Below are 22944 nucleotides of genomic sequence, written 5' to 3' on the forward strand. Positions count from 1 at the left end.
CAACAACTTATTATTTTGCCAATGATTTTAAGATGTCCGCTTTTGTACTTTCAAAATCCACTTGCGTGATGAGCCCTTGATCAAGCAGTGCTTTGAGCTGACTCATTCTTGCCACAAGATCTACAGCGGGTGCTGCGGGTGTAGCTTCAGGTTGACTTGGCATAGATGTAGATTGAGCTGGAACAGTCGTTGCACCTTGCAATGCATTGGTCATGATTTGCCCCATACCAAAGCCCGCGGCTAAGCCTGCTCCAACGCCTGCAATGCCGCCTTCATTTTGCGCAGCAAGCGGAATTGAAGATGCAACTTGGTATTGCGTGAACTTATTCAAATCGCCCATCATGCCCATGGAAATTCGAGTATCAATGGCTTTTTGCAAGTCTTCAGGTAGTGAGATATTCTCCACCACAAAGGCATCTAGTTTTAGACCATAACGAGCAAATAAAGGAGTCAATGCCAACTTGAGCTGATCGCCCATGACCCCTTGGTTGGCGGCTAAATCCAAAAATGGAATACCACTCGCCGCAATCCCGCTGCTGATATTCGAGACAATCAGATTACGAAGTTGAGGTTCAACCTGATCACTGCTATAGCTTGGGTTAGCGCCAGTCACTTCTTGGTAGAACGCTTTAGGGTCAACCAACTGATAAGAGTACATCCCGAACGCACGAAGACGAACCATATCAAAGTCTTTATCACGTAAGGTAATGGGCTGCGCTGTTCCCCATTTACGACCCAGTTGCAGGCGAGTGCTGAAAAATAACACATCTGATTTAAACGGTGATGCAAACAGTTTGTCCCAGTTCTTTAAGTTGGTGAGAACGGGTAAAGTTTGAGTCGTTAAACGATGTAAACCAGGGGTAAAAACATCAGCAACTTGGCCTTCATTCACAAACACGGCCACTTGACCATCACGAACCGTTAACTGAGCGCCATTTTGAATTTCATTGTCTTGCATCGGATAGCGCCACATCAGCACATCATCGCCTTGCTGATCCCACTCAATGACATCAATAAACTGCTTACGAATAAATGATCCAATACTCATGTTGCGCTCCTCATATCCTTTAGAAACTTCAATAGCCTAATAAACAACCCATTAATAACTCAGGAAAAACCCTTAAATATCATACACTCTGATTATGACAAACACCCTGCATTTAAAATACCGAGCGCCAAAGCAACCGTACCGACAAACCCACCCACGGCCAGATTATTATCCAACATGTGTTGTTTCAAATTGGGGATCAAGCGAGAGGTCACGACATAACCAATCAATTGCACAACCATGGCGGCCAATGCCCACCCCATAAAAGCTACAAAACTCGTATGATAGATCGCACAAGCGGCAAGTGTTAATGCAAAACCGATCAATGCGCCAGCAAAACTTAATGCTGCCGCGCCATGGCCTGCTCTAATCAATGCCATTTCATTGTAGGGTGTAAACCACATATAGATGACTGAAAAAATAAATGTGAAAACCACACCGCCAAACAAATACAGCGCATAATTTAAAAGAAAAGGCGTTACCAACTGACTCAACTCCTGTCCCACAAACTGTATTAAATCTTGCATGATTAACCCATCCATTCACTGCATCATTTTTAAAACGTCACGCTGCAACCATGCCTACACGAATCGACTGCCACGTTTGACCTGTACACGTTCGGCATGCTTGGGATTAAACAACTGAATCAAAGCCTCAAAAAGGCACTCAGCTTTACTCTGATTATCACCCGTGTGATTACAGACATACACATCTAAAGTGACATATGCGCGCTCAGGCCAAGTATGCACTGCCACATGAGACTCTGCCAACAGTACCACACCCGTTACGCCAACAGGTTGAAATTGATGAAAACGTACACCGACAACCTGCATATCAGCGTCTTTAGCCGCCGTCACCATACATGGTTCTAATGTCGTTAATGTTTCAATCAGTGGTAGTGGGCATTGGCAATCATAAAGATCTGCAATGAGATGAATGCCATCCATGGTATTGAGTCCAGTATTCAAATGTAGCGACTCTTTCTATTTAAATTCATATGCTCCTCCCTGCCTATATTCATATCAGTTTCCCTGCGGCTTGCCATCCCCACCAACTGGCTTCTTCAAAAATCGAATATCCAGACAGATCACTATGGGCAAACATCACTTTTTGGTCAGCATCACGCAGTGCTAGCAATCCTTTTTGCGATAGATATCCTTTGACTGGTGCACTCATCGCATGTCCACGCAACATCACCTCGACACCAGCCACACAAGACCATAAATCAGTGCCATAGACTTTAATCAGGTCTTGCAACCCGACATCAAGCAGCTCATAGGGACTGGCGCGTTGCATCCAGGCCCGAGCCGCTTCTGGCGCCTGATCAGCCATCGAATGATAGGCTGTAAATACGGAATGCGGGGGTCTTGCCACGCGAATCCATTGTTGCGTTGCGACCACATATCCCAGACTTTTACTACCGTATACAATATTTTCCCAAGAGAGTGGGACATCACCGACTTCACGCGGAAAGCCATTCAACCAAACATTGGAGACCAACCAAGGCACATGAGGCAATATATCCTGAGTCACATCAAAACCATAGTCTTTTAATTGGGGGAAAACATGCTTTAACACGTGTAAAGGCATCGCACAAATTGCACGTTTAGCCTTAATCAATGTCACTTTACCCGCCATATCTGTCGACCATACTTGAACGCCATCACGCGTCTCAACTAAATGTATCGCCGCTTGCATAAGTTGTTGAGGACGACTGGCTTGTGATAACTGCTGCGCCAACGGATTAAGCCCACCGCCCCAGGTCAGCAGTGACGTCTGATGGTCTTTTTCACTATCGTGGATTCGACTGGCAAAATAATGAATCCCCGCCCAAGCCGATACTTTGTCGCTGCCAAAGCCATAATCATCACGACAGCTATAGTCGAGATACCAGCGCAATCCCTCTGAGGTATAACCCTCTCGATCCAGCCATTGATCAAACGTCAATGTATCTAATTTTCGCCACTCGGCATCTTGTGAGGATAAAGCGATGGGAATGGCAAAGAGTACTTTGCCATCGAGACCTCGTTTCCCCTTCAGACCATTCACAAGTTTTAAAAATCGTTGTTGCTGAACCCAATCTGCAGAATCTTTTGCCGCAGGCGGCATCAGGGTATCGTGCCAATACTGCCCGCCACCCAACCATAAACGCTCATCCGGAGAATGCACAACACAGCGCTCATCATAGCTATTGATATCACCCAAGTTCTGTCCTTGCAAAATACCAAAATCACGCAGAATTTCTTGCACGTGAACCGACTCAGGGGTTGGAAATGGCAAATAATGGGCACCTCGGGGATAGCTCACATCTTGCCATTGCCCCGCACTGGCATTGCCGTATTGCTCAAAGCCATTGAGTAATGCGAAATCCTTGAACCCCGCTTGGGCTAACCGCCAGCCTGCCGTTAACCCCGCAATACCGCCCCCCAAAATGACGGTATCGACATTGCGTTCGCTACTGGGACTCGGCATATGTTGCGCCTGATCACGCACAAATTGATGTCCTTGACGCATCCCCCCATCGAGGATTTTAATCGGCAACCACGGTGGGATCACAGACCATGACGGCCAGCGACACCCTGCCATCAAACTGCTGGCAGCGGCATAACCCAAAAAATGACGACGATTCATGCATAACACTCAAAATATAAAATTTTAAAATTCCTTGTCATTCCGTCACCGAATTACATCGCCCCAATCCTGCTGAAAATAATGCACCAACTGCTGATTATTTAACTCATTCGGTAGAACATTCCAGCGCTTCATGTCCGGCGGAAAATGAAACATTTGCGCGGTGGTTTCTTTGTCCAAAAAAGTCATGGGTAAACTGTAGTGTGTCGGCGGTTGATAGCTGGGATTTTTGGCGCCGATGATAAAGCCCCACTCACCAAACGATGGAACAAGCGCATGATAAGGCGTCGTGTAAAACCCGGCTTTCTCAAGCGTTGCAGCAACGCACCAGAATGAACGCGGTGCATGGTACGGGGATGTCGATTGCACCACCACCAGACCATGCTCAGAAAGATGACGCGCGACCAGACGATACATCGGCACTGAATACAGTTTGCCTAAACCGAAATTTGATGGATCGGGAAAATCCATGATAATCGCATCGAACACTTCGCTATTTTGTTCAAGCCAGCGTGCAGCATCATCATTAATCACACGCACCTTAGGATTATGAAATGAATTTTTATTCAATGCGGTCAGCTCGGCATTGGTTGAAAATAGCTGTGTCATTGCAGGATCAAGATCCACCAGCGTCGCATGCTCAATTTGCGGATAACGCAATACTTCACGAAGTGCTAACCCATCCCCGCCTCCCAGAATCAGTACCCGTCTAGCCTGTGGTAATGCCGCTAAAATCGGATGCACCAATGCTTCGTGATAACGGTGCTCATCTCGACTTGAGAACTGCAAGTTGCCATTAATATATAGACGTAAATCATCTTTCCACTTAGTGAGTACGAGCCGCTGATATTGCGTGGTTTTGGCGTAAATAACCGGATCACCAAATAAAACCCCTTCCGACCAACGCACCAATCGATCAGAAGCCACAAATCCTGCAAGTAAAATCACGATCGAGAATAGGGTTCGGTTGAAGAGTTTACGCATATTAGGCAGCTCTTCCCGAAACCGCCAAGCGGTCCAACCTGCGATACCAGCATTACATAATCCAAATAACAATGCTGAGCGCGCTAAGCCTAACTTGGGTGCCAAAATCAATGGAAAAAGTAATGACACCGCCAGTGCACCTAAGTAGTCGAAAGTTAAAACCTTGCTAACCAACTCACTAAACTCGGCTTTGCGTTGATTCAGTATGCGCATGACCAAGGGAATTTCCATCCCCACTAGAATGCCTACAATAAGCACTAAGGCATAAAGCACAACGCGAAACGGCATCGATAACCATGCAAAGATGACAAACAAAAAAGTTGCCGATAATCCACCAATCAGACCGACTAAGAGCTCCACTTCGATAAATCGCTGCAGAACATCCTCATCCTTAATGTATTTGGAGAAATGAGAACCGATGCCCATTGCAAAGAGATAGGTCCCGATGATGGTCGAAAATTGCAGTATCGAATCACCCAATAGATAACTGGCAAGCGCGCCAGTTATCAACTCGTAGGCCAGACCACAAGATGCAACCACAAAAACAGAAATGATCAACGTACGATCGATTGCCAGAGAACTTTTAAGTGAAGGGATTTTGGGTAAGATCATCTTGGGAGAGCTATCGTCGAATAGAGTTTAAAAGTGCAGGAAGAATATCAGGTTCAATCGTATACGGGCAGATTGCCACGCAATATTGTTATCAAACACCTAGGATAGCTTATTCAAATTGGCAAAATCCTACCCAAGGATTGATCATAACGATCATTGTTGATCAGGGCGACATCCTATTAACTAGTCAGTCATTACTCACGGGTACAACGCTGCCCTTTTGCGATAACGCAAGGACGCCTGAAAACGGCATGCGATTTTTAGCAGTAATCCCTTTAATACTTAATTAGCTTAGGAACGATATTCAATGTCTATTAGTCTTGCTCGCCCAATCGACCCCATGATTCCTCGTACACTCTTTGATTCCGATCATGAAGCGTTCCGCACAACTGCACGTCGTTTTTTTGAACAGGAAGTGATTCCGCACACAGAGCGCTTTGAACAGCAGCAACATGTGGACCGTGATTTATGGAATAAAGCTGGTGAGCTTGGTCTCCTCTGCGCAACGATGCCTGAAGAATACGGCGGTTCAGGTGTAGATCGTTTGTACAGCATGATCTTGATGGAAGAACAAGGTTACGCGATGGATTCCAGCAGTGGTATGTCATTACATTCTGACATCGTCGCCAACTACATCAATAACTTCGGGACTCATGAGCAAAAATTAGAATGGTTGCCAAAAATGGCTACTGGTGAAGTGGTCGGTGCGATTGCCATGACAGAACCAGGTACGGGTTCTGATTTGCAGGGAGTGCGTACAACAGCAGTATTAGATGGTGATGACTATGTTGTGAATGGTTCAAAAATCTTTATCACCAATGGTTACTTGTGCGACATGGCGGTTGTTGTAGTTAAAACCGGTAACGGTGAAAAAGGCTCTAGCAATTTGTCACTGCTCATTATGGATGCGAAATCACCGGGTTTCAGTAAAGGCAAACCCCTCAATAAAGTCGGGATGAAAGGTCAAGATACCTGTGAATTATTCTTTGACAATGTTCGAGTCCCTAAAGCTAACTTGCTCGGCATGGAAGGTATGGGCTTCATTATGCTAATGAAAGAATTGGCTTGGGAGCGCCTTATGGTTGCAATCATTTGTCAGGCAGGTGCTGAAGCAGCATTTGCTCAAACACTGCAATATGTGAAAGAGCGTAAAGCTTTTGGCAAGACCGTTATGTCATTCCAAAATACCCGTTTCAAACTCGCAGAAATGCGCACAGACATTGATATGGGTCGTGCCTATGTAGATCGCTGTATGCAAATGCAACTAAAGGAAAGCCTCGCCATCGAAGCCGCTGCTGCCGCAAAATATAAAATCAGCGAAATGTTTAGTAAAGTTGTGGACGAGTGTGTGCAATTGCATGGTGGATACGGCTATATGCTGGAATACCCAATCGCCCGTGCATACATCGATAATCGTGCAAATCGTATCTACGCGGGAACCAATGAAATTATGAAAGAATTGATTTCTCGTTCTTTGTAATCCACTAAAGATTCAAGCCAAAATCCCGCTCAATAGAGCGGGATTTTTTATTCCCAACCCAATCTGACTTACATAATGTAACAACTGATACACAATGCAAGCTACTCATATCGTAAATTTGCGATATATAATTCGATACATCGCGATTAATGAATTTATATTGAATTGCCCATGTCCACTTCTATCGATCTTGACGAAATCATTAAAGCCCTTGCTCATCCTGTGCGCCGAAAAATGTTAGCGGATCTCAAAGAGCCGACCACGCACTTCCCCACTCAGGAACACGCATTAGAGCTGGGAGTTTGTGCGGGTCAATTTGTCCGCTGTGGACTGTCACAATCGACAATCTCTGCGCATCTTGCCGTACTTCAACGCGCAAAATTGGTGACGTGCAAAAAACTCGGACAATGGAGTTTCTTTAAACGTAATGAAGAAGTGATTGCCGAATTCTTACAGCATATTGCTAAAGACCTTTGAGCCACAAACTTGAGTCCTCAACGATGAATCAGATTCAAAAAGCCAAGCCCACACAAACAGAGAAGAAAGTCGCTCTTGTTGTAGGCGCTAATGGGGTTATTGGCCGTAATCTCATTGAGCACTTACTCACCCTGCCTGGCTGGGACATTATTGGTTTATCGCGACGCGGTGGAAAATCGATTGATCGCCTTGAGTATATCTCGGTAGATCTACTGAACACTGAAGACTCAACGGATAAACTTAAAAGTCTGACTCACGTCACGCACATTTTCTATGCAGCTTACCAAGACCAGCCTAGATGGGCAGAACTGGTTGCCCCGAATCTCACCATGCTTAGGCATGTCGTCAATATCATTGAAGAGAAATCGCCAAACCTGAAACATATTAGCTTGATGCAAGGCTATAAAGTCTATGGTGCACATCTAGGTCCTTTTAAAACACCTGCTCGTGAAACCGACGCGGGTCATATGCCGCCAGAATTTAATGTGGATCAACAGCATTTCTTGGAAAAAACGCAACAAGGCAAATTATGGACTTGGTCGGCAATACGCCCCTCCGTCGTCGGTGGCTTTGCGCTCGGCAATCCCATGAATCTGGCGATGGTGATTGCAATTTATGCATCGATTTCAAAAGAACTTAATCTCCCGCTCCGCTTTCCGGGAAAACCTCAAGCCTACCACTCCCTATTAGAAATGACGGATGCAGGTTTACTGGCTCGGGCAACGGTATGGGCCGCTACAGAACCTCAATGTGCCAATCAAGCCTTTAACATTAACAATGGCGACTTATTTCGCTGGAGCGAAATGTGGCCAAAAATTGCCAAATTCTTTGATCTGGAAGTTGCCCCTCCATTACAAATGTCACTCAACACGGTTATGGCGGATAAAGAACTGCTTTGGAATTCGATGCGTGAGAAATACCAACTCGCCGATCATCCCTATCAAGCACTTTCCTCTTGGGGATTTGGCGACTTTGTTTTCTCATGGGATTACGACATGTTTGCCGATGGCACCAAAGCACGCCGTTTTGGTTTTCACGAACATATCGATACCGAAGCCATGTTCATGACAATTTTTGAAAATTTCCGTAAACAACGGGTTATACCCTAACCCCACTATCACCCTGAGTCTCAGACTCATCATGTAGAGGAACACTTGAAATGACTACACTATTTGACCCCATCACAGTTGGTGATCTTGAATTACCCAACCGTATCATTATGGCTCCCCTCACCCGCTCACGGGCTGACGCAGGTCGCGTGCCGAATGCACTCATGGCCGAATATTATGTACAACGTGCAACTGCCGGCCTAATCCTCAGCGAAGCTACATCTGTAACCCCAATGGGTGTTGGTTATGAAGATACGCCAGGGATCTGGTCAGATGAACAAGTTGAAGGCTGGAAAATCGTGACGAAAGCCGTTCACGCAGCAGGCGGCCGGATTTTCCTGCAGCTCTGGCACGTTGGCCGGATTTCTGATCCGTCATTACTGGATGGTAAATCGCCCGTAGCACCAAGCAGCATCGCCGCAAATGGTCATGTCAGTCTACTACGCCCACAGCGTCCATACCCAGTACCCCATGCCCTTGAAACCTCAGAAATTGCAGATGTTGTCGCCGCATTCCGTAAAGGTGCTGAAAATGCGAAAACAGCCGGCTTTGATGGTGTCCTGATCCATGGTGCCAATGGTTATTTGCTCGATCAATTTTTGCAAGACAGCACGAACAAGCGTACAGACCAATATGGTGGCTCTTTAGAAAACCGTGCACGTTTGCTGCTCGAAGTTACCGATGCCGCGATCTCTGTTTGGGGTGCCAATCGTGTTTCTGTACATCTAGCTCCTCGCGCAGATGCGCACGACATGGGTGACTCCAATCGCTCAGAAACTTTCGGTTATGTGGCCCGTGAATTAGGCAAACGTAAGATTGCTTTCATCAGTGCTCGCGAAAAAGAAGGTGAAGATAGTCTGGGGCCACAATTAAAAGCTGAATTCGGCGGCATTTATATTGCCAACGAACGTTTTAGCAAAGACAGTGCAAATCATTGGCTCAAGCAAGGCAATGCCGATGCAATTGCATTTGGTGTACCGTTTATTGCTAATCCAGATCTGCCTAAACGCTTGGCTCAGGGTGCCGAACTCAATGCGCCACGCCCAGAATACTTCTATGTTGGTGGTGCAACGGGTTATACCGACTACCCGGCACTCTAATCATCTCATAAATTGTGTTTAACATCAGAACCCTGTGGCAGTATGATATTGCGACAGGGTTCTTTTATTTAGAAAGAGACATACGTTATCGAATTCAAAAGCAAGTAACGGAGTTCCAAGACGTTGATCATCGGGCACTATTGCTCTTAGTCGTATGATCTCATTTAGAACTGATCACGTCCTTGAGGAGCGCTGTCATGAATACACAGACTATAGAACAAGCAAAGTCTGAATCATTTAGCAATGATGATGCCCGCTTTGCGGCGGTCTCTACTCGCGATTCCAATGCGGATGGCGTATTTTATTACTCTGTGAGTACAACGGGCATTTATTGCAGACCCTCGTGCCCTTCTCGTACGGCACTGCGCAAAAACATACACTTCTACAGCAGTTGCATGGAAGCGGAAAAAGCAGGCTATCGCCCTTGTATGCGCTGTAAACCCAATCAAACCACATCATCAGACCATTATGCTGCGTCGATTGCAGCGGCATGCAGGCTTATCGAAACTGCGGAAAAAACACCTACCCTTGATGAGCTTGCACTCAGTCAAAATATGAGTCGTTTTCACTTCCACCGCATCTTTAAAAGCATGACAGGAATCACTCCTAAAGAATATGCCGTTGCTCATCGAAATCGTAAGGTTCGGGCAGCATTGCAAGAAACCGAAACCATTGCTGATGCCATTTATAATGCGGGCTATGAATCCAACAGTCGCTTTTATACGACATCCACAGAAACACTCGGCATGACACCCTCGAATTTTCGCTCAGGAGGGGCAAATATCACGATTAAATTTGCCGTGGGTGCAAGCAGTCTAGGTTCAATCCTTGTCGCCAGCAGCGAGAAAGGAATTTGCGCCATACTGATGGATGATGAAGCAGATGTCCTCGTCAAAGACTTACAGGATCGTTTCCCTAAAGCGACCCTGATCGGCGGCGACCACGATTTTGAGCAATGGGTTGCAACAGTAGTTGGCTTTGTCGAAGCCCCACAGGTGGGTCTTGACTTGCCATTAGACATTCAAGGCACCGCTTTCCAACAACGAGTCTGGCAGGCCTTACAGACCATTCCATTGGGTACAACCGTCAGTTATGCAGATGTCGCGAATTTGATAGGAAGCCCTAAAGCCGTCCGCGCAGTGGCATCAGCATGTGCTGCCAATGCGATCGCCGTAGCAATCCCTTGCCATCGAGTTGTTCGCCGCGACGGCGGTCTTTCGGGCTATCGCTGGGGAATTGAAAGAAAACGCGAATTGCTCAAACGTGAAGCATCAGCCTCATGAATATGTAATCATACTTTGACGACGTTTATACAATATCTCCCGATATCTAGGTGAAACGATATTCACATCTCGGAATGTTTTTTTGACATAAAAGTATTATGCAGAATAAATCTGATACCCAGACTTTAGACCTCTTCGATGACTCATCCGATGAGGACCAAAAAGCGATTCCGCTTGCCGAAGGCGCCGTTGTATTACGGCGCTATGCTTTAGATTTTGCTGAAAATATCATGGATGAAATTCATACGATACTCGATCAAGCCCCGCTGAAAAAAATGTATACCCCTAGCGGTTTGCCGATGTCCGTACTGAGTAGCAGTTGTGGTCAGTATGGCTGGTTATCTGATCAGCAAGGATATCGCTACACACATCATGATCCGCAGCAAAGTAAACCTTGGCCAGATATTCCCAAATCATTTATGCAACTTGCACAAAACGCTGCAGCACAGGCTGGTTATCAAAACTTCATCCCTGACAGTTGCCTAATCAACTGTTATCGGACGGGTGCCAAGCTCTCTCTCCATCAAGATAAAGATGAACGTGATTTTAGTCAGCCCATTGTTTCTGTATCACTGGGTTTAAGCGCTATCTTCTTATTTGGCGGTTTAGAGCGTCATATTCGTCCGCTGCGTTATCGTCTAGAGCATGGTGATGTCGTGGTCTGGGGCGGAGCCACGCGACTTGCCTTTCATGGCATAGAACCCATTGTTGCTGGTCAGCATCCATTGACAGGTGATGTACGGTTTAATTTAACTTTTAGAAAAGTGTTTTAACCTAAAACCATGGCAAAACGTAGTATTTTAAAGTGACTTGTATTAGTGTGATTAAGCAATAATTTTTAAGTAGTGACTAAAACATGCAGATTCATGCGCAAACGGATATTGCCTATAGTCCGGCAGAACTTTTCTTATCCGACATCGATCAAGACTGGTTTCGGTTAATCGCCCAAATCGGCGCACGTCCACCACTTTCCATATCCTCAGCAGAACCCTATCAAGCATTGATTCATGCCATAGCTCACCAACAGCTCCATGGACGTGCCGCAGAGGCTATTCTGGGGCGATTTAAAGCAATGTATAACACTGACTTCCCTACGGCTGAAGATATCCTGAATACCGATCCATTGCGTCTGCGTGAATGTGGTTTTTCTGCAACCAAGATCACCACCATTATGGGCATTGCAGAAAAAACAATTGAAGGTATTGTACCTCCTAAAGCGCTTGCGCATACGCTCAGTAATGAAGAACTGATCAGCCGATTGACAACCCTGAGGGGAATCGGGCGCTGGACAGTTGAAATCTTCATGATGCATAACCTTGCCCGACCCGATATTTTACCCGTCGATGACTTCGGTGTCCGCGAGGGCTGGAAAATACTCAAGGCACTAGAGGCACAGCCTAAGCCTAAAGAGCTGGCCCAGATTGGTCAAGCGTGGAGCCCTTATCGGAGTACTGCGGCGTGGTACCTATGGCGCGCTGTCGATCGGTTCAAAGCACAGAATAAAAAATAATATTTTCAGCTGCATCCAAGAATAACTAAATCGCTTTATTTTTCAGGAATATTAAAGGGTAAATTTTAGGCATAAAAAAGACCGGCCTAAGCCAGTCTTTTTTTATTTTCTACAAATTATTCAGCTTCTACTGCAACTGTACCAACTTGACGATCAACAAGTTCTACATACGCCATTGGCGCTGCATCACCTGGACGGAAGCCAGCTTTCAGTACACGTAAGTAGCCGCCTTGGCGGGTTTTGTAACGTGGACCAAGAACAGTAAACAGTTTACCAACCATCGCAGGACTACGCGTACGCGCAAATGCAAGACGACGATTCGCTACTGAATCAATTTTAGCCAAAGTAATTAACGGCTCGGCAACGCGACGCAATTCTTTAGCTTTAGGCAAGGTGGTTTTAATGAGTTCATGCTCAAACAGCGAGTTAGCCATGTTTTGAAACATAGCTTTACGATGGCTGCTTGTGCGACCCAGTTTCACACCACTATTACGATGACGCATGGTGATATTCCTAAATTAGCGGCTACGGTAGGCGAAGCGGTCATCGACACGTAGGCTGGCAGGTGGCCAGTTATCCAAACGTAAACCGAGTGACAGGCCTTTCGAAGCCAATACATCTTTGATTTCGGTAAGCGACTTTTTGCCCAAATTTGGAGTCTTGAGCAGTTCAACTTCAGTACGCTGAACCAGATCGCCAATGTAATAAATGTTTTCCGCTTTCAGACAGTTCGCAGAACGAACAGTTAGCTCCAAATCATCTACAGGACGCAAGAGAATTGGATCAACCTCTTCACGACTTGTAACTGGCTCTGGTGCATGGTCTTTTTGCAGGTCAACAAAAATAGCTATTTGTTGTTGCAGGATCGTCGCGGCCTTCCGAATTGCTTCTTCTGGATCAACGGTACCATTTGTTTCAAGCTCGATAACGAGTTTGTCCAAATCAGTACGCTGCTCAACACGCGCATTCTCAACGGTGTAAGAAACACGCTTAATCGGACTATAGCTTGCATCAAGCTGCAGACGGCCAACTGGACGGGTTTCCCCTTCTGGATAGCGAATATCTGCTGGCTCATAGCCACGACCACGCGTGACTTTTAAGCGCATCTTGAGGTGACCATTAGCACCCAACTGAGCAATGACGTGATCGGGATTAACGATCTCAACATTGTGCGGCAATTGTAGGTCAGCTGCAGTCACTGCACCAGGACCTTGCTTATCAATAGTCAACGTCGCTTCGTCTTGTTCAAACAGTTTGATAGACAAACCTTTCAAATTCAGAAGAAGCTCAACGATGTCTTGTTGCAAGCCTTCGAGTGTGCTGTACTCATGCTCTACACCTTCGATCTCTGCTTCAACCACGGCTGCGCCAGTGAGTGAAGAGAGAAGAATACGGCGTAAAGCATTTCCCAGCGTGTGGCCAAAGCCACGCTCAAGCGGCTCTAGAATTACTTTTGCCGAGGTTCCAGACACCGCATCGACTTTAATCGCATGTGGGGTTAGAAACTCATTTGCAGTGCTCATCATTTGCCACCTCGATGGATTATTTCGAATACAATTCGACGATCAAGCTTTCGTTGATTTCAGCTGGCAAGTCAGAACGGTCAGGCTTAGCCTTAAATGTTCCTTCCATTTTGCTGTGATCAACATCAATCCAACTTGGAATACCACGTTGTGTACCTAGCTCAATCGCACTTTTAATACGGAGTTGAGATTTTGCACCTTCGTGAATAGCAATTACGTCGCCTGGTTGAACTTGAATCGAAGCAATGTTAACGCGAATCGCGTCTTCTTTGCCTGCACGTTTCAGAGTTACGCTGCGATGGCTAACCAACTGACGTGCTTCTGCACGTGTTGAACCAAAGCCCATGCGATAAACGACATTGTCCAAACGACTTTCAAGAAGTTGCAGCAGGTTTTCACCAGTTGCGCCTTTTGAACGCGCTGCTTCTTTATAGTAGTTGCTGAACTGGCGTTCAAGTACACCGTAGATACGACGAACTTTTTGCTTTTCACGCAATTGCAATGAGTAGTCAGACTGTTTCGCACGGCTTTGACCATGCTGACCAGGTGGCTTCTCTGATTTCTTTGTTTTGACATCAAAAGGTTTGACGCCTGATTTCAACTGCAAATCTGTCCCTTCGCGACGCGAGAGTTTGCATTTTGGACCAATATAACGAGCCATGAATGATTCTCCTTAAACGCGACGTTTCTTAGACGGGCGGCAGCCATTGTGAGGGATTGGCGTCACATCTGTGATGCTATTGATCTTATAACCCGCTGCGCCCAAAGCACGTACCGCAGACTCACGACCTGGACCTGGTCCTTTAACCAGAACATCCAGATTTTTTAAACCGTACTCCGAAGCTGCTTTACCAGCGACTTCAGCTGCAACCTGCGCAGCGAACGGAGTAGATTTACGCGAGCCACGGAAGCCCTGTCCACCGGAGGTGGCCCAGGCCAGTGCATTACCTTGACGATCGGTAATGGTCACAATGGTGTTATTAAAAGATGCGTGTATGTGTGCGATCCCCTCAGAGACGGTCCGGGTGACCTTCTTGCGGGCGCGAGTATCTTTAGCCATCTTTTAGCTTCCTGAAGCAATTATTTCTTGATTGGTTTACGCGGACCCTTACGAGTACGAGCATTAGTCTTGGTGCGTTGACCACGAACTGGTAAACCACGACGATGACGCAGACCACGGTAGCAGCCCAAGTCCATCAAACGTTTAATATTCATGGATATTTCGCGGCGCAAATCACCTTCAGTTGAAATATTACCAACTTCTGCGCGAATTGCATCTAACTGTACATCCGATAACTCACGAATTTTGGTGGTTGGTGCAATCCCAGTAGCTGCTAAAATCTTAGCTGCTGTGTGACGACCGATACCAAAAACATAAGTCAACGAAATGACAGCATGCTTGTTATCCGGAATATTGACACCGGCAATACGTGCCATACATCTCTCTCCAAATACTACAACTTAAGTAGTACAACATAAGCAGACAGCATAATAAACTATCCGCCCCACTGAAAAACGAGGGGCGAATAATAAACCACAATGCCTGTCAAAATCAACAGACGTTTACGATTATTTTAAAATGATTTTTAAAATTAACCTTGGCGCTGTTTGTGACGCGGCTCAGCGCTACAAATCACGCGAACCACTCCATTGCGACGGACAACTTTACAGCTACCGCACATTACTTTTACTGAAGCACGAACTTTCATGGGACACCTCTAGTAGACAACATGGGCGTAAGCATCCAAAGATTACTTACGACCACTTCCTTTCATTAACGACTGATTTTGATACTGCTGCGAAGTCATATGTGCTTGCACTTGCGCCATAAAATCCATGACGACAACCACAACAATCAACAGCGATGTTCCACCGAGATTGAATGGAATATTGAAAGCTGATTGCAAAAGCATAGGCAGCAAACAAATGACCGTGATATAAATCGCACCAATAAACGTCAATCGATTTAATATATGATCTAAATAACGTGTGGTTTGATCACCAGGACGAATCCCAGGAACGTACGCCCCACTCCGCTTCAGATTTTCTGATACTTCTTTTGGGCTAAAAACCAAAGCCGTATAGAAATAACAGAAGAAAATAATTAAACCAGCGAAAAGTACAAGGTATAGCGGTTGACCCGGTGAAAGCACCAACGCAAAGTCTTGCAAGAAACGCTGAAACATATTTGGATTAGGCGCATTACCCACCCACTGCCCCAGACTCGCGGGAAACAGGAGTAATGAACTGGCAAAAATCGCTGGGATCACACCTGCCATATTAATTTTGAGTGGCAAGTGGGTTTGCTGTGCAGCAAATACCTGTCGACCCTGTTGACGCTGTGCATAGTTAACTGGGATACGGCGCTGGGCACGTTCCATATAAACCACTGCAGCAACAACCACTAAAGCAAGAACAGCGACGATGAGTAAAGTAATCAAACTACTTTGACCCTGACGCACACCTTCAAACGCTTGAGCAATATGACTTGGTAAACCCGCGACAATACCTGCGAAAATGAGCATGGAAATACCATTACCCACACCACGTTCAGTAATTTGTTCGCCCAACCACATCATAAACATTGTCCCGGCAACCAACGAAGTGACTGCAGGAATATAAAAACTTAAACCAGTACTGAGTGTGATATGTTGGCTGATCAAACCCGCACACATCGCAATCGCCTGCACCAAGCCTAAGCCGAGTGTGCCATAGCGAGTGTATTGGCTAATCTTGCGCCGACCTGACTCACCTTCTTTCTTTAATGCTTCTAATGACGGAACAACTGTCGTCATCAACTGCACAATAATCGAAGCTGAAATGTACGGCATGATGCCCAATGCTAGAATCGACATCCGCTCAAGCGCACCACCAGAAAACATGTTAAACATGCTTAAAATGGTGTTTTTGTTTTGTTCAAACAATTGCGCCAAACGATCCGGATTGATTCCAGGCACTGGAACATGCGCGCCAAGTCGAAACACGACCAACGCGCCGAGCAAAAACATAATACGCTGCATCAGTTCACGGTAGCCCTGACGGGCTACTGGATCTTTCATGGAGGCACGAGCGGCATCAACACGGTCATTACTACGAGTGATCGGTGGCTGTGCCATGCGTATTATGCTCCTGTAGTTTCGGTAGATTCTTCAACTTTGCCACCAGCAGCAGTAATTGCTGCCAATGCGCCCTTAGTCAAAGTCACGCCTTTACCAACGGTAAAAGCACGGGTCACTTCGCCAGATAACATGATCTTTACGCGAATTTTGTCGTTACGGACAAGGTTTGCAGCTTTCAAAGTTTCGAGGGTAACAATGTCACCTTCAACTTTATTCAGCTCAGAAAGACGCACTTCAGCAACTTTCAAGCCTTTTAAGCTAGTAAAACCAAACTTAGGCAAACGACGGTATAAAGGCATTTGACCGCCTTCAAAACCGGCACGTAAGCTTGAGCCTGTACGTGAACTTTGACCTTTCACACCACGACCACCGGTCTTACCGAGGCCAGAACCGATACCACGGCCAAGGCGACGACGTGGTTTTGTCGAACCTTCAGCTGGTGATAGTTCATTTAATTTAAGAGTCATGGCATTAATCCTCGACGCGAACCATATAGTAAACTTGATTAATCATGCCACGGTTCGACGGTGTATCTAACACTTCGACAGTATGATTAATGCGACGTAAACCAAGACCTTTCAATGAAAGTTTATGGTTTTTCAAGCGATGTGCGCTTGATTTGTATTGGGTAACCTTAATGGTTTTTGGTGTAGTCATGGCTGCTTATCCTCGAATAGCTTCGACAGTTAGGCCGCGCTTAGCTGCTACTTTCTCAGGAGAAGTCATGCTCTTCAGGCCTTTAAACGTTGCGTAAACAACGTTAGTGGCATTAGTAGAACCATAGCACTTCGCCAGAACGTTTTGCACGCCAGCAACTTCAAGCACCGCACGCATTGCACCACCCGCGATTACACCAGTACCTTCAGAAGCAGGCTGCATGTAAATACGTGAGGCACCGTGTGTAGAATTGATCGGGTGTTGAAGTGTTGAGCCGTTCAGATCTACAGAGATCATGTTACGACGAGCAGCTTCAAGCGCTTTAGCGATTGCAGCTGGCACTTCACGTGCTTTACCGCGACCAAAGCCAACACGACCATTGCCATCACCAATCACAGTCAACGCTGTGAAAGAGAAAATACGACCACCTTTTACGACTTTTGCTACACGATCTACTGCAACCAGTTTCTCAGTAAAGCCGTCGTTTTGTTGTTCAACTTTTTCACGTGCCATGATTAGAACTCCAACCCGCCGCTACGTGCAGCATCAGCTAACGCTTTGATGCGGCCATGATATTTAAAACCAGAACGGTCAAATGCTACTTTAGTTACACCAGCTGCTTTAGCGCGTTCAGCAATCAGGTTGCCTACTTTGCTTGCTGCATCGATGTTACCAGTTGCGCCTGAACGCAACTCAGCATCAAGGGTAGAAGCTTGCGCCAATACCTTGCCACCGTCTGATGAAATAATTTGCGCATAGATATGACGCGGTGTGCGGTTTACGCACAGACGAGTCGCACCGTTGGCACGAATGTGTAAGCGAGTGCTCTTGGCACGACGCAAACGCGATTGTTTCTTGTCGTTCATGCTGACTCCCCTTACTTCTTCTTAGCTTCTTTACGAATGATAACTTCATCCGAGTAGCGTACGCCTTTACCTTTATAAGGCTCTGGTGGACGGAACGCGCGAATATTCGCTGCCGCTTGACCTAAAATGTGTTTATCAATAGATTTCAACACGATTTCAGTTGGCGTTGGCGTTTCAGCGGTCACACCTTCAGGCAATTGAAAGTCGATTGGATGTGAAAATCCAAGCGCCATGTTCAATACCGAACCTTTAGCTTGGGCTTTATAACCCACGCCAATCAGTTGCAGTTTACGCTCGAAACCAGCATTTACACCTTGAACCAAGTTGTTCAAGACAGAACGCGCAGTACCTGTTTGCATCCAGCCTGCTTGAGTATCTTCACGTGGAGAAACTTTCAGCACACCTTCTTCAATATTTAATTCAACCAAACTATGCAGGTTATGAGTCAGCGTACCTTTGCTGCCTTTTACTGAAACAGTTTGTCCTTGCAAAGTGACCTCAACACCTTTCGGCAGAGTCACTGGGGCTTTGGCCACACGAGACATGAGATCACCTATTACGCGACGATGGCTATCACTTCACCGCCCACACCAGCAACACGTGCGGCGCGATCAGTCATGATGCCTTGATTAGTAGAAACGATGGCAATGCCAAGGCCTTGTTTTACGCGAGGTAAATCTGATTTACCTGCATACTGGCGGAGACCAGGACGGCTAACGCGTTTAACCAGTTCAATGACTGGTTTACCTTCATAATATTTTAGGCCGATCGTTAGTGTACTTTTACCACCATCTTGCGCTTCCAGATTTGCCTCTGAGACATAGCCTTCAGCGACCAATAAATCAGCAATCGCTTTTTTCAGCTTAGAACCAGGCATAGCAACACTGGGCTTCTTTGCCATCTGGGCGTTACGAACACGCGTCAGCATGTCGGCGACGGTATCTTGCATACTCATGATTGAGTTCCTCTTAACTACCTTAAAAGCAGTATTGCCACCCGAATTGGTGGCAACTTACTTTCACATAAACAGTCCCAAAAGAGGGACTGCTATCACTGCGCTGTGCAATGCTGCTAAAAAGCAGCAGCGAATTACCAGCTAGCTTTTACAACACCTGGTACATCGCCTTGCATAACCATTTCACGCAATTTGTTACGAGCAAGCCCGAACTTACGGAAATAGCCATGTGGACGACCAGTTAGTCCGCAACGGTTACGTTGACGTACTGGTGAAGAATCACGTGGCAAAGCTTGTAACTTAGTTACAGCTTCATAACGCGCTTCATCAGTTGCATTCACATCACTAATCACAGCTTTTAATGCATCACGCTTAGTTTTGTACTTTGCAACTAATTTCGTGCGCTTATGCTCACGATTAATCATACTTTGCTTAGCCATACCAACCTCTTAACGGAAAGGGAAGCCAAAGGCGCGTAACAGAGCACGACCTTCGTCATCGGTACGAGCGGTCGTCGTGATGGTAATATCCATACCACGAATCCGATCAATTTTATCAAACTCGATTTCAGGGAATACGATTTGTTCCTTGAGACCCAATGAGTAGTTTCCACGACCATCAAATGATTTTGGTGAAAAACCGCGGAAGTCACGAATACGAGGAATTGCAACCGCAACCAAGCGATCCAAAAACTCATACATACGCTCGCCACGCAAAGTTACTTTGCAACCAATTGGCCAGCCTTCACGAATCTTGAAGCCTGCAATCGAGTTACGCGCGAGGGTTACTACAGGTTTTTGACCTGCAATTTGCACCATATCAGCAAGCGCACCGTCTAGCAGTTTTTTATCCTGTGACGCACCACCAACACCCATGTTCAAGGTAATTTTGGTAATACGAGGAATTTGCATGACATTATCAAGATTCAAATCCGCCTGGATTTTCGCTTTGAGTTCGTCATTATAAAGCGTTTTAAGTCTGGCCATTGCCTTAACCTTTTCCTTTCAAACTTTTACTTCGCTGTCGCCACTGATTCACCGTTTGATTTAAAGAAACGGGTTTTAACACCAGCTTCATCAATACGATAACCAACACGATCAGCCTTTTGAGTCGCAGCATTAAACAATGCCACGTTGGAAATATGAAGCGCAGCTTCCTGAGCAACAATAGCACCTTCGGTGCCTGCAGCTTGGTTACCTTTTTTGTGCTTCTTAACAATGTTAAGTCCTTCGACTTTCACACGGTCTTCAGAGACAGACAGAACAACGCCCTGCTTGCCTTTATCTTTACCTGCAATCAGAATTACTTGATCGCCTTTTTTAATCTTAGCCATGACTACCTCTTAAAGAACTTCGGGAGCCAGGGAAATGATTTTCATAAACTGCTCAGTACGCAATTCACGAGTCACTGGTCCAAAAATACGTGTTGCGATTGGCGCTTTGTTGTTATTCAACAAGACGGCTGCATTGTCATCAAAACGGATCGAAGATCCATCAGGACGGCGAATACCGAACTTGGTGCGAACGACAACAGCGTTCATCACGTCACCTTTTTTGACGCGACCACGAGGAATCGCTTCTTTTACGGTAACTTTAATAATGTCACCCACCGACGCGTAACGACGATGTGAGCCGCCCAGCACTTTAATGCACATGACACGGCGCGCACCGCTATTGTCTGCCACGTCGAGCATACTTTCGGTCTGAATCATTGCTCTACTCCACAACCTGACTGAAGTGATCAGTCAAATACTAATATCAATTGATTGTACACATGATAGTGAACATCGGTGAATGATTTTAAGAAGGGCGAATCCTACCTTAAAACCACCACCGATGCAATCAAAACTTAAGCCGCAGTAAAATCTTATTAAACGTTAACGTTCAACAAATTAATTCTGTCCTGCGGTCTCAACAACTTCGACCAATGTCCAAGCCTTAGTTTTGGATAGTGGACGACATTCTTTGATCGTGACAACATCGCCTGTCTTACAGACGTTGCTTTCGTCGTGCGCATGAAGCTTGGTTGAGCGACGAATCATTTTTCCATAAACTGGATGTTTGATACGACGTTCAATCAGGACAGTAATGGATTTATCCATTTTGTCGCTCACGACTTTACCGGTTACAGTGCGGGTATTCGTTGTTACTGCTTGTTCAGCTACAAGTTCAGTCATTATCCGTTCCCCTTCTCAGCTGCGAGCTTTTCAGTCAACAGCGTCTTGATACGAGCGATAGTCTTACGAGCAACTTGCACTTCGTGCGATTTGCCCAACTGACCAGTCGCTTTAGCCATACGTAAACGGAATTGGCTTAGTTGTGTCTCATCGAGTACAACTTTCAATTCGTCTACTGATTTTTCACGTAGATCTTTGATGCTCATTACATGATCGTCCGAGTTACGACGGTGGTCTTAAACGGCAACTTTGCAGCTGCTAGCTTAAACGCTTCACGCGCCAGCTCTTCGGACACACCTTCAATTTCGTAAAGAACCTTACCAGGTTTAATTTCTGCTACCCAGTATTCCACACTTCCCTTACCCTTACCCATACGAACTTCGAGTGGCTTTTGAGTAATCGGCTTGTCTGGAAATACACGGATCCAGATTTTTCCACCGCGCTTAACGCGACGGCTAATGGTACGACGTGCTGCTTCGATCTGACGGGCAGTAATACGGCCACGTGCAATAGATTTCAGCGCAATAGTACCAAATGACACCGAGCTTCCGCGATGCGCAAGACCAGTATTACGGCCTTTGTGCATCTTACGGAATTTGGTACGCTTTGGTTGCAACATGACTTATTCTCCCTTCGCTGCTGGAGCGCGATCATTACGACCACGGCCACCGTCATTGCGCGGACGACGATCATCACGACCTTCGTTACGACGGTCATTACGACCATCCGCACGACGCTTACCACGGTTTTCTTCAGCAGGCGCAGGATTCATAACTTGTTTCATGCCACCGAGAATTTCACCACGGAAGATCCAAACTTTAACACCGATGGTGCCATAAGTTGTTTCAGCGCGTTCGCTCGCATAATCGATGTCAGCACGCAAAGTATGTAGAGGTACACGACCTTCACGATACCACTCGGTACGTGCGATTTCAGCACCACCAAGACGACCTGACACTTCGACTTTGATCCCTTTCGCACCAGCGCGCATTGAGTTCTGTACAGCGCGTTTCATCGCACGACGGAACATGACGCGTTTCTCAAGCTGACTTGTGATGCTTTCAGCAACCAAGCGCGCTTCGAGATCCGGACGATCGATTTCATCGATACTAACTTGTACAGGAACACCCATCACTTTCGCGATTTCTTTCTGCAACACTTCAATATCTTCGCCTTTCTTACCAATCACAATGCCCGGACGTGCCGTGCTGATGGTAACTTTAGCAGCACCCGTTGGACGCTCGATCAGAATTTTGCTAACCATCGCGCTTTTGAGTTTCTTGAACAGAAACGCACGAACTTCCAAATCTTTTAACAGATTGTCAGCATAGTTCTTTGGACTCGCATACCAGTTCGAGTTGTGACGTTTAATCACACCAAGGCGGATACCGATTGGATGGACTTTCTGACCCAT

32 protein-coding genes and 1 pseudogene are annotated in these 22944 nt (G+C 46.1%); 7 read left to right on the top strand and 26 right to left on the bottom strand.

What is annotated here, in order from left to right; genetic code table 11:
- Positions 1–10: 10 nt before the first annotated feature.
- The 5 genes from HYN46_RS10345 to HYN46_RS10365 all read right to left on the bottom strand — a co-directional run bounded on the left by HYN46_RS10345 (position 11) and on the right by HYN46_RS10365 (position 5275).
- Positions 11–1048: an SPFH domain-containing protein gene (locus tag HYN46_RS10345; protein WP_114899311.1), complete on the bottom strand. Its 1038-nt coding sequence runs from the start codon at positions 1046–1048 to the stop codon at positions 11–13.
- A gap of 92 nt (positions 1049–1140) precedes the next feature.
- Positions 1141–1575 (bottom strand): DUF350 domain-containing protein, encoded by a 435-nt coding sequence (locus tag HYN46_RS10350; RefSeq protein WP_114900715.1) that lies wholly within the window; start codon positions 1573–1575, stop codon positions 1141–1143.
- Between the two features lie 54 nt (positions 1576–1629).
- Entirely contained in the window at positions 1630–2016 is a 387-nt protein-coding gene (gene speD, locus HYN46_RS10355; protein WP_210009131.1) for an adenosylmethionine decarboxylase, read from the bottom strand.
- A gap of 49 nt (positions 2017–2065) precedes the next feature.
- Positions 2066–3679: an FAD-dependent oxidoreductase gene (locus HYN46_RS10360; RefSeq protein ID WP_114899313.1), complete on the bottom strand. Its 1614-nt coding sequence runs from the start codon at positions 3677–3679 to the stop codon at positions 2066–2068.
- 45 nt (positions 3680–3724) lie between these two features.
- Positions 3725–5275 carry a polyamine aminopropyltransferase gene (locus tag HYN46_RS10365; protein WP_114899314.1) on the bottom strand — a complete coding sequence of 517 codons (1551 nt, stop codon included), beginning with the start codon at positions 5273–5275 and terminating at the stop codon, positions 3725–3727.
- 307 nt (positions 5276–5582) lie between these two features.
- On the opposite strand from HYN46_RS10365, the gene HYN46_RS10370 reads away from it, so the two are divergent.
- From HYN46_RS10370 to HYN46_RS10400, 7 genes are all read left to right on the top strand, one after another.
- Positions 5583–6755: an acyl-CoA dehydrogenase family protein gene (locus tag HYN46_RS10370; protein ID WP_114899315.1), complete on the top strand. Its 1173-nt coding sequence runs from the start codon at positions 5583–5585 to the stop codon at positions 6753–6755.
- A gap of 171 nt (positions 6756–6926) precedes the next feature.
- Entirely contained in the window at positions 6927–7232 is a 306-nt protein-coding gene (locus tag HYN46_RS10375) for an ArsR/SmtB family transcription factor (protein ID WP_114899316.1), read from the top strand.
- Between the two features lie 23 nt (positions 7233–7255).
- Positions 7256–8341: an SDR family oxidoreductase gene (locus HYN46_RS10380; protein ID WP_114899317.1), complete on the top strand. Its 1086-nt coding sequence runs from the start codon at positions 7256–7258 to the stop codon at positions 8339–8341.
- A 50-nt stretch (positions 8342–8391) separates the two neighbouring features.
- Entirely contained in the window at positions 8392–9441 is a 1050-nt protein-coding gene (locus HYN46_RS10385) for an alkene reductase (RefSeq protein ID WP_114899318.1), read from the top strand.
- A gap of 197 nt (positions 9442–9638) precedes the next feature.
- A complete protein-coding gene (gene ada / locus HYN46_RS10390; protein ID WP_114899319.1) occupies positions 9639–10724 on the top strand; it encodes a bifunctional DNA-binding transcriptional regulator/O6-methylguanine-DNA methyltransferase Ada in 1086 nt (361 codons plus the stop codon).
- A gap of 98 nt (positions 10725–10822) precedes the next feature.
- Entirely contained in the window at positions 10823–11497 is a 675-nt protein-coding gene (gene alkB, locus HYN46_RS10395) for a DNA oxidative demethylase AlkB (protein ID WP_114899320.1), read from the top strand.
- A gap of 83 nt (positions 11498–11580) precedes the next feature.
- Complete coding sequence (locus HYN46_RS10400) at positions 11581–12234, top strand: DNA-3-methyladenine glycosylase family protein (RefSeq protein WP_114899321.1); 654 nt, start codon at positions 11581–11583, stop codon at positions 12232–12234.
- Positions 12235–12350: 116 nt separating this feature from the next.
- On the opposite strand, the gene rplQ is transcribed toward HYN46_RS10400, so the two are convergent.
- From rplQ to rpsC, 21 genes and pseudogenes are all read right to left on the bottom strand, one after another.
- Positions 12351–12737: a 50S ribosomal protein L17 gene (gene rplQ / locus HYN46_RS10405; protein ID WP_114899322.1), complete on the bottom strand. Its 387-nt coding sequence runs from the start codon at positions 12735–12737 to the stop codon at positions 12351–12353.
- Between the two features lie 15 nt (positions 12738–12752).
- Complete coding sequence (locus HYN46_RS10410) at positions 12753–13760, bottom strand: DNA-directed RNA polymerase subunit alpha (RefSeq protein ID WP_114899323.1); 1008 nt, start codon at positions 13758–13760, stop codon at positions 12753–12755.
- A gap of 16 nt (positions 13761–13776) precedes the next feature.
- The gene (rpsD, locus tag HYN46_RS10415) at positions 13777–14418 is read right to left on the bottom strand and encodes a 30S ribosomal protein S4 (RefSeq protein WP_114899324.1); all 642 of its coding nucleotides are present in this window, start codon (positions 14416–14418) and stop codon (positions 13777–13779) included.
- A 12-nt stretch (positions 14419–14430) separates the two neighbouring features.
- Complete coding sequence (rpsK, locus tag HYN46_RS10420) at positions 14431–14817, bottom strand: 30S ribosomal protein S11 (protein WP_114899325.1); 387 nt, start codon at positions 14815–14817, stop codon at positions 14431–14433.
- 20 nt (positions 14818–14837) lie between these two features.
- Positions 14838–15194 carry a 30S ribosomal protein S13 gene (gene rpsM / locus HYN46_RS10425; protein ID WP_114899326.1) on the bottom strand — a complete coding sequence of 119 codons (357 nt, stop codon included), beginning with the start codon at positions 15192–15194 and terminating at the stop codon, positions 14838–14840.
- 155 nt (positions 15195–15349) lie between these two features.
- Positions 15350–15466, bottom strand: coding sequence for a 50S ribosomal protein L36 (gene rpmJ / locus HYN46_RS10430; protein WP_114899327.1), 117 nt, complete (start codon positions 15464–15466; stop codon positions 15350–15352).
- 42 nt (positions 15467–15508) lie between these two features.
- Complete coding sequence (gene secY / locus HYN46_RS10435) at positions 15509–16816, bottom strand: preprotein translocase subunit SecY (protein WP_114900716.1); 1308 nt, start codon at positions 16814–16816, stop codon at positions 15509–15511.
- A gap of 62 nt (positions 16817–16878) precedes the next feature.
- The gene (gene rplO, locus HYN46_RS10440; RefSeq protein WP_114899328.1) at positions 16879–17343 is read right to left on the bottom strand and encodes a 50S ribosomal protein L15; all 465 of its coding nucleotides are present in this window, start codon (positions 17341–17343) and stop codon (positions 16879–16881) included.
- Positions 17344–17347: 4 nt separating this feature from the next.
- Positions 17348–17533 (bottom strand): 50S ribosomal protein L30, encoded by a 186-nt coding sequence (gene rpmD, locus HYN46_RS10445; RefSeq protein WP_114899329.1) that lies wholly within the window; start codon positions 17531–17533, stop codon positions 17348–17350.
- A 6-nt stretch (positions 17534–17539) separates the two neighbouring features.
- Entirely contained in the window at positions 17540–18046 is a 507-nt protein-coding gene (gene rpsE, locus HYN46_RS10450) for a 30S ribosomal protein S5 (RefSeq protein ID WP_114899330.1), read from the bottom strand.
- Between the two features lie 2 nt (positions 18047–18048).
- Positions 18049–18399 carry a 50S ribosomal protein L18 gene (rplR, locus tag HYN46_RS10455; RefSeq protein ID WP_114899331.1) on the bottom strand — a complete coding sequence of 117 codons (351 nt, stop codon included), beginning with the start codon at positions 18397–18399 and terminating at the stop codon, positions 18049–18051.
- Between the two features lie 11 nt (positions 18400–18410).
- Positions 18411–18944 (bottom strand): 50S ribosomal protein L6, encoded by a 534-nt coding sequence (rplF, locus tag HYN46_RS10460; RefSeq protein WP_114899332.1) that lies wholly within the window; start codon positions 18942–18944, stop codon positions 18411–18413.
- Between the two features lie 11 nt (positions 18945–18955).
- Positions 18956–19354 carry a 30S ribosomal protein S8 gene (rpsH, locus tag HYN46_RS10465; protein ID WP_114899333.1) on the bottom strand — a complete coding sequence of 133 codons (399 nt, stop codon included), beginning with the start codon at positions 19352–19354 and terminating at the stop codon, positions 18956–18958.
- Between the two features lie 134 nt (positions 19355–19488).
- Positions 19489–19794 carry a 30S ribosomal protein S14 gene (gene rpsN, locus HYN46_RS10470; RefSeq protein ID WP_114899334.1) on the bottom strand — a complete coding sequence of 102 codons (306 nt, stop codon included), beginning with the start codon at positions 19792–19794 and terminating at the stop codon, positions 19489–19491.
- Positions 19795–19803: 9 nt separating this feature from the next.
- Complete coding sequence (gene rplE / locus HYN46_RS10475; RefSeq protein WP_114899335.1) at positions 19804–20340, bottom strand: 50S ribosomal protein L5; 537 nt, start codon at positions 20338–20340, stop codon at positions 19804–19806.
- Positions 20341–20366: 26 nt separating this feature from the next.
- The gene (gene rplX, locus HYN46_RS10480; protein WP_114899336.1) at positions 20367–20687 is read right to left on the bottom strand and encodes a 50S ribosomal protein L24; all 321 of its coding nucleotides are present in this window, start codon (positions 20685–20687) and stop codon (positions 20367–20369) included.
- Between the two features lie 9 nt (positions 20688–20696).
- On the bottom strand, positions 20697–21065 hold the full coding sequence (rplN, locus tag HYN46_RS10485; RefSeq protein ID WP_114899337.1) for a 50S ribosomal protein L14: 369 nt from the start codon (positions 21063–21065) through the stop codon (positions 20697–20699).
- A gap of 180 nt (positions 21066–21245) precedes the next feature.
- Entirely contained in the window at positions 21246–21530 is a 285-nt protein-coding gene (gene rpsQ / locus HYN46_RS10490; RefSeq protein WP_114899338.1) for a 30S ribosomal protein S17, read from the bottom strand.
- Positions 21530–21736 (bottom strand): 50S ribosomal protein L29, encoded by a 207-nt coding sequence (gene rpmC / locus HYN46_RS10495; protein WP_114899339.1) that lies wholly within the window; start codon positions 21734–21736, stop codon positions 21530–21532. Before rpmC ends, rpsQ begins: the two co-directional genes overlap by 1 nt.
- Complete coding sequence (gene rplP, locus HYN46_RS10500) at positions 21736–22149, bottom strand: 50S ribosomal protein L16 (protein WP_114899340.1); 414 nt, start codon at positions 22147–22149, stop codon at positions 21736–21738. The genes rpmC and rplP overlap by 1 nt, the downstream gene beginning before the upstream one ends.
- Positions 22047–22944: pseudogene (gene rpsC, locus HYN46_RS10505) on the bottom strand (30S ribosomal protein S3). Before rpsC ends, rplP begins: the two are co-directional and overlap by 103 nt.

Source organism: Aquirhabdus parva (genome assembly GCF_003351745.1).
Taxonomy (GTDB): Bacteria; Pseudomonadota; Gammaproteobacteria; order Pseudomonadales; family Moraxellaceae; genus Aquirhabdus; species Aquirhabdus parva.

Coding starts and splice junctions, on each gene's coding strand:
- rpmC (WP_114899339.1), bottom strand. CDS start 21,736: ATGAGCATCAAAGATCTACGTGAAAAATCAGTAGACGAATTGAAAGTT.
- rplO (WP_114899328.1), bottom strand. CDS start 17,343: ATGACTCTTAAATTAAATGAACTATCACCAGCTGAAGGTTCGACAAAA.
- rplF (WP_114899332.1), bottom strand. CDS start 18,944: ATGTCTCGTGTGGCCAAAGCCCCAGTGACTCTGCCGAAAGGTGTTGAG.
- rpsM (WP_114899326.1), bottom strand. CDS start 15,194: ATGGCACGTATTGCCGGTGTCAATATTCCGGATAACAAGCATGCTGTC.
- rpsH (WP_114899333.1), bottom strand. CDS start 19,354: ATGAGTATGCAAGATACCGTCGCCGACATGCTGACGCGTGTTCGTAAC.
- rpsN (WP_114899334.1), bottom strand. CDS start 19,794: ATGGCTAAGCAAAGTATGATTAATCGTGAGCATAAGCGCACGAAATTA.
- rplE (WP_114899335.1), bottom strand. CDS start 20,340: ATGGCCAGACTTAAAACGCTTTATAATGACGAACTCAAAGCGAAAATC.
- rpsD (WP_114899324.1), bottom strand. CDS start 14,418: ATGGCTCGTTATATTGGTCCAAAATGCAAACTCTCGCGTCGCGAAGGG.
- HYN46_RS10370 (WP_114899315.1), top strand. CDS start 5,583: ATGTCTATTAGTCTTGCTCGCCCAATCGACCCCATGATTCCTCGTACA.
- HYN46_RS10385 (WP_114899318.1), top strand. CDS start 8,392: ATGACTACACTATTTGACCCCATCACAGTTGGTGATCTTGAATTACCC.
- rpsQ (WP_114899338.1), bottom strand. CDS start 21,530: ATGACTGAACTTGTAGCTGAACAAGCAGTAACAACGAATACCCGCACT.
- HYN46_RS10365 (WP_114899314.1), bottom strand. CDS start 5,275: ATGATCTTACCCAAAATCCCTTCACTTAAAAGTTCTCTGGCAATCGAT.
- HYN46_RS10400 (WP_114899321.1), top strand. CDS start 11,581: ATGCAGATTCATGCGCAAACGGATATTGCCTATAGTCCGGCAGAACTT.
- HYN46_RS10350 (WP_114900715.1), bottom strand. CDS start 1,575: ATGCAAGATTTAATACAGTTTGTGGGACAGGAGTTGAGTCAGTTGGTA.
- HYN46_RS10410 (WP_114899323.1), bottom strand. CDS start 13,760: ATGATGAGCACTGCAAATGAGTTTCTAACCCCACATGCGATTAAAGTC.
- HYN46_RS10360 (WP_114899313.1), bottom strand. CDS start 3,679: ATGAATCGTCGTCATTTTTTGGGTTATGCCGCTGCCAGCAGTTTGATG.
- rpsE (WP_114899330.1), bottom strand. CDS start 18,046: ATGGCACGTGAAAAAGTTGAACAACAAAACGACGGCTTTACTGAGAAA.
- rpsK (WP_114899325.1), bottom strand. CDS start 14,817: ATGGCTAAAGATACTCGCGCCCGCAAGAAGGTCACCCGGACCGTCTCT.
- ada (WP_114899319.1), top strand. CDS start 9,639: ATGAATACACAGACTATAGAACAAGCAAAGTCTGAATCATTTAGCAAT.
- rplN (WP_114899337.1), bottom strand. CDS start 21,065: ATGATTCAGACCGAAAGTATGCTCGACGTGGCAGACAATAGCGGTGCG.
- HYN46_RS10345 (WP_114899311.1), bottom strand. CDS start 1,048: ATGAGTATTGGATCATTTATTCGTAAGCAGTTTATTGATGTCATTGAG.
- rplX (WP_114899336.1), bottom strand. CDS start 20,687: ATGGCTAAGATTAAAAAAGGCGATCAAGTAATTCTGATTGCAGGTAAA.
- rplP (WP_114899340.1), bottom strand. CDS start 22,149: ATGTTGCAACCAAAGCGTACCAAATTCCGTAAGATGCACAAAGGCCGT.
- alkB (WP_114899320.1), top strand. CDS start 10,823: ATGCAGAATAAATCTGATACCCAGACTTTAGACCTCTTCGATGACTCA.
- HYN46_RS10375 (WP_114899316.1), top strand. CDS start 6,927: ATGTCCACTTCTATCGATCTTGACGAAATCATTAAAGCCCTTGCTCAT.
- rpmJ (WP_114899327.1), bottom strand. CDS start 15,466: ATGAAAGTTCGTGCTTCAGTAAAAGTAATGTGCGGTAGCTGTAAAGTT.
- secY (WP_114900716.1), bottom strand. CDS start 16,816: ATGAAAGATCCAGTAGCCCGTCAGGGCTACCGTGAACTGATGCAGCGT.
- rplR (WP_114899331.1), bottom strand. CDS start 18,399: ATGAACGACAAGAAACAATCGCGTTTGCGTCGTGCCAAGAGCACTCGC.
- rpmD (WP_114899329.1), bottom strand. CDS start 17,533: ATGACTACACCAAAAACCATTAAGGTTACCCAATACAAATCAAGCGCA.
- rplQ (WP_114899322.1), bottom strand. CDS start 12,737: ATGCGTCATCGTAATAGTGGTGTGAAACTGGGTCGCACAAGCAGCCAT.
- HYN46_RS10380 (WP_114899317.1), top strand. CDS start 7,256: ATGAATCAGATTCAAAAAGCCAAGCCCACACAAACAGAGAAGAAAGTC.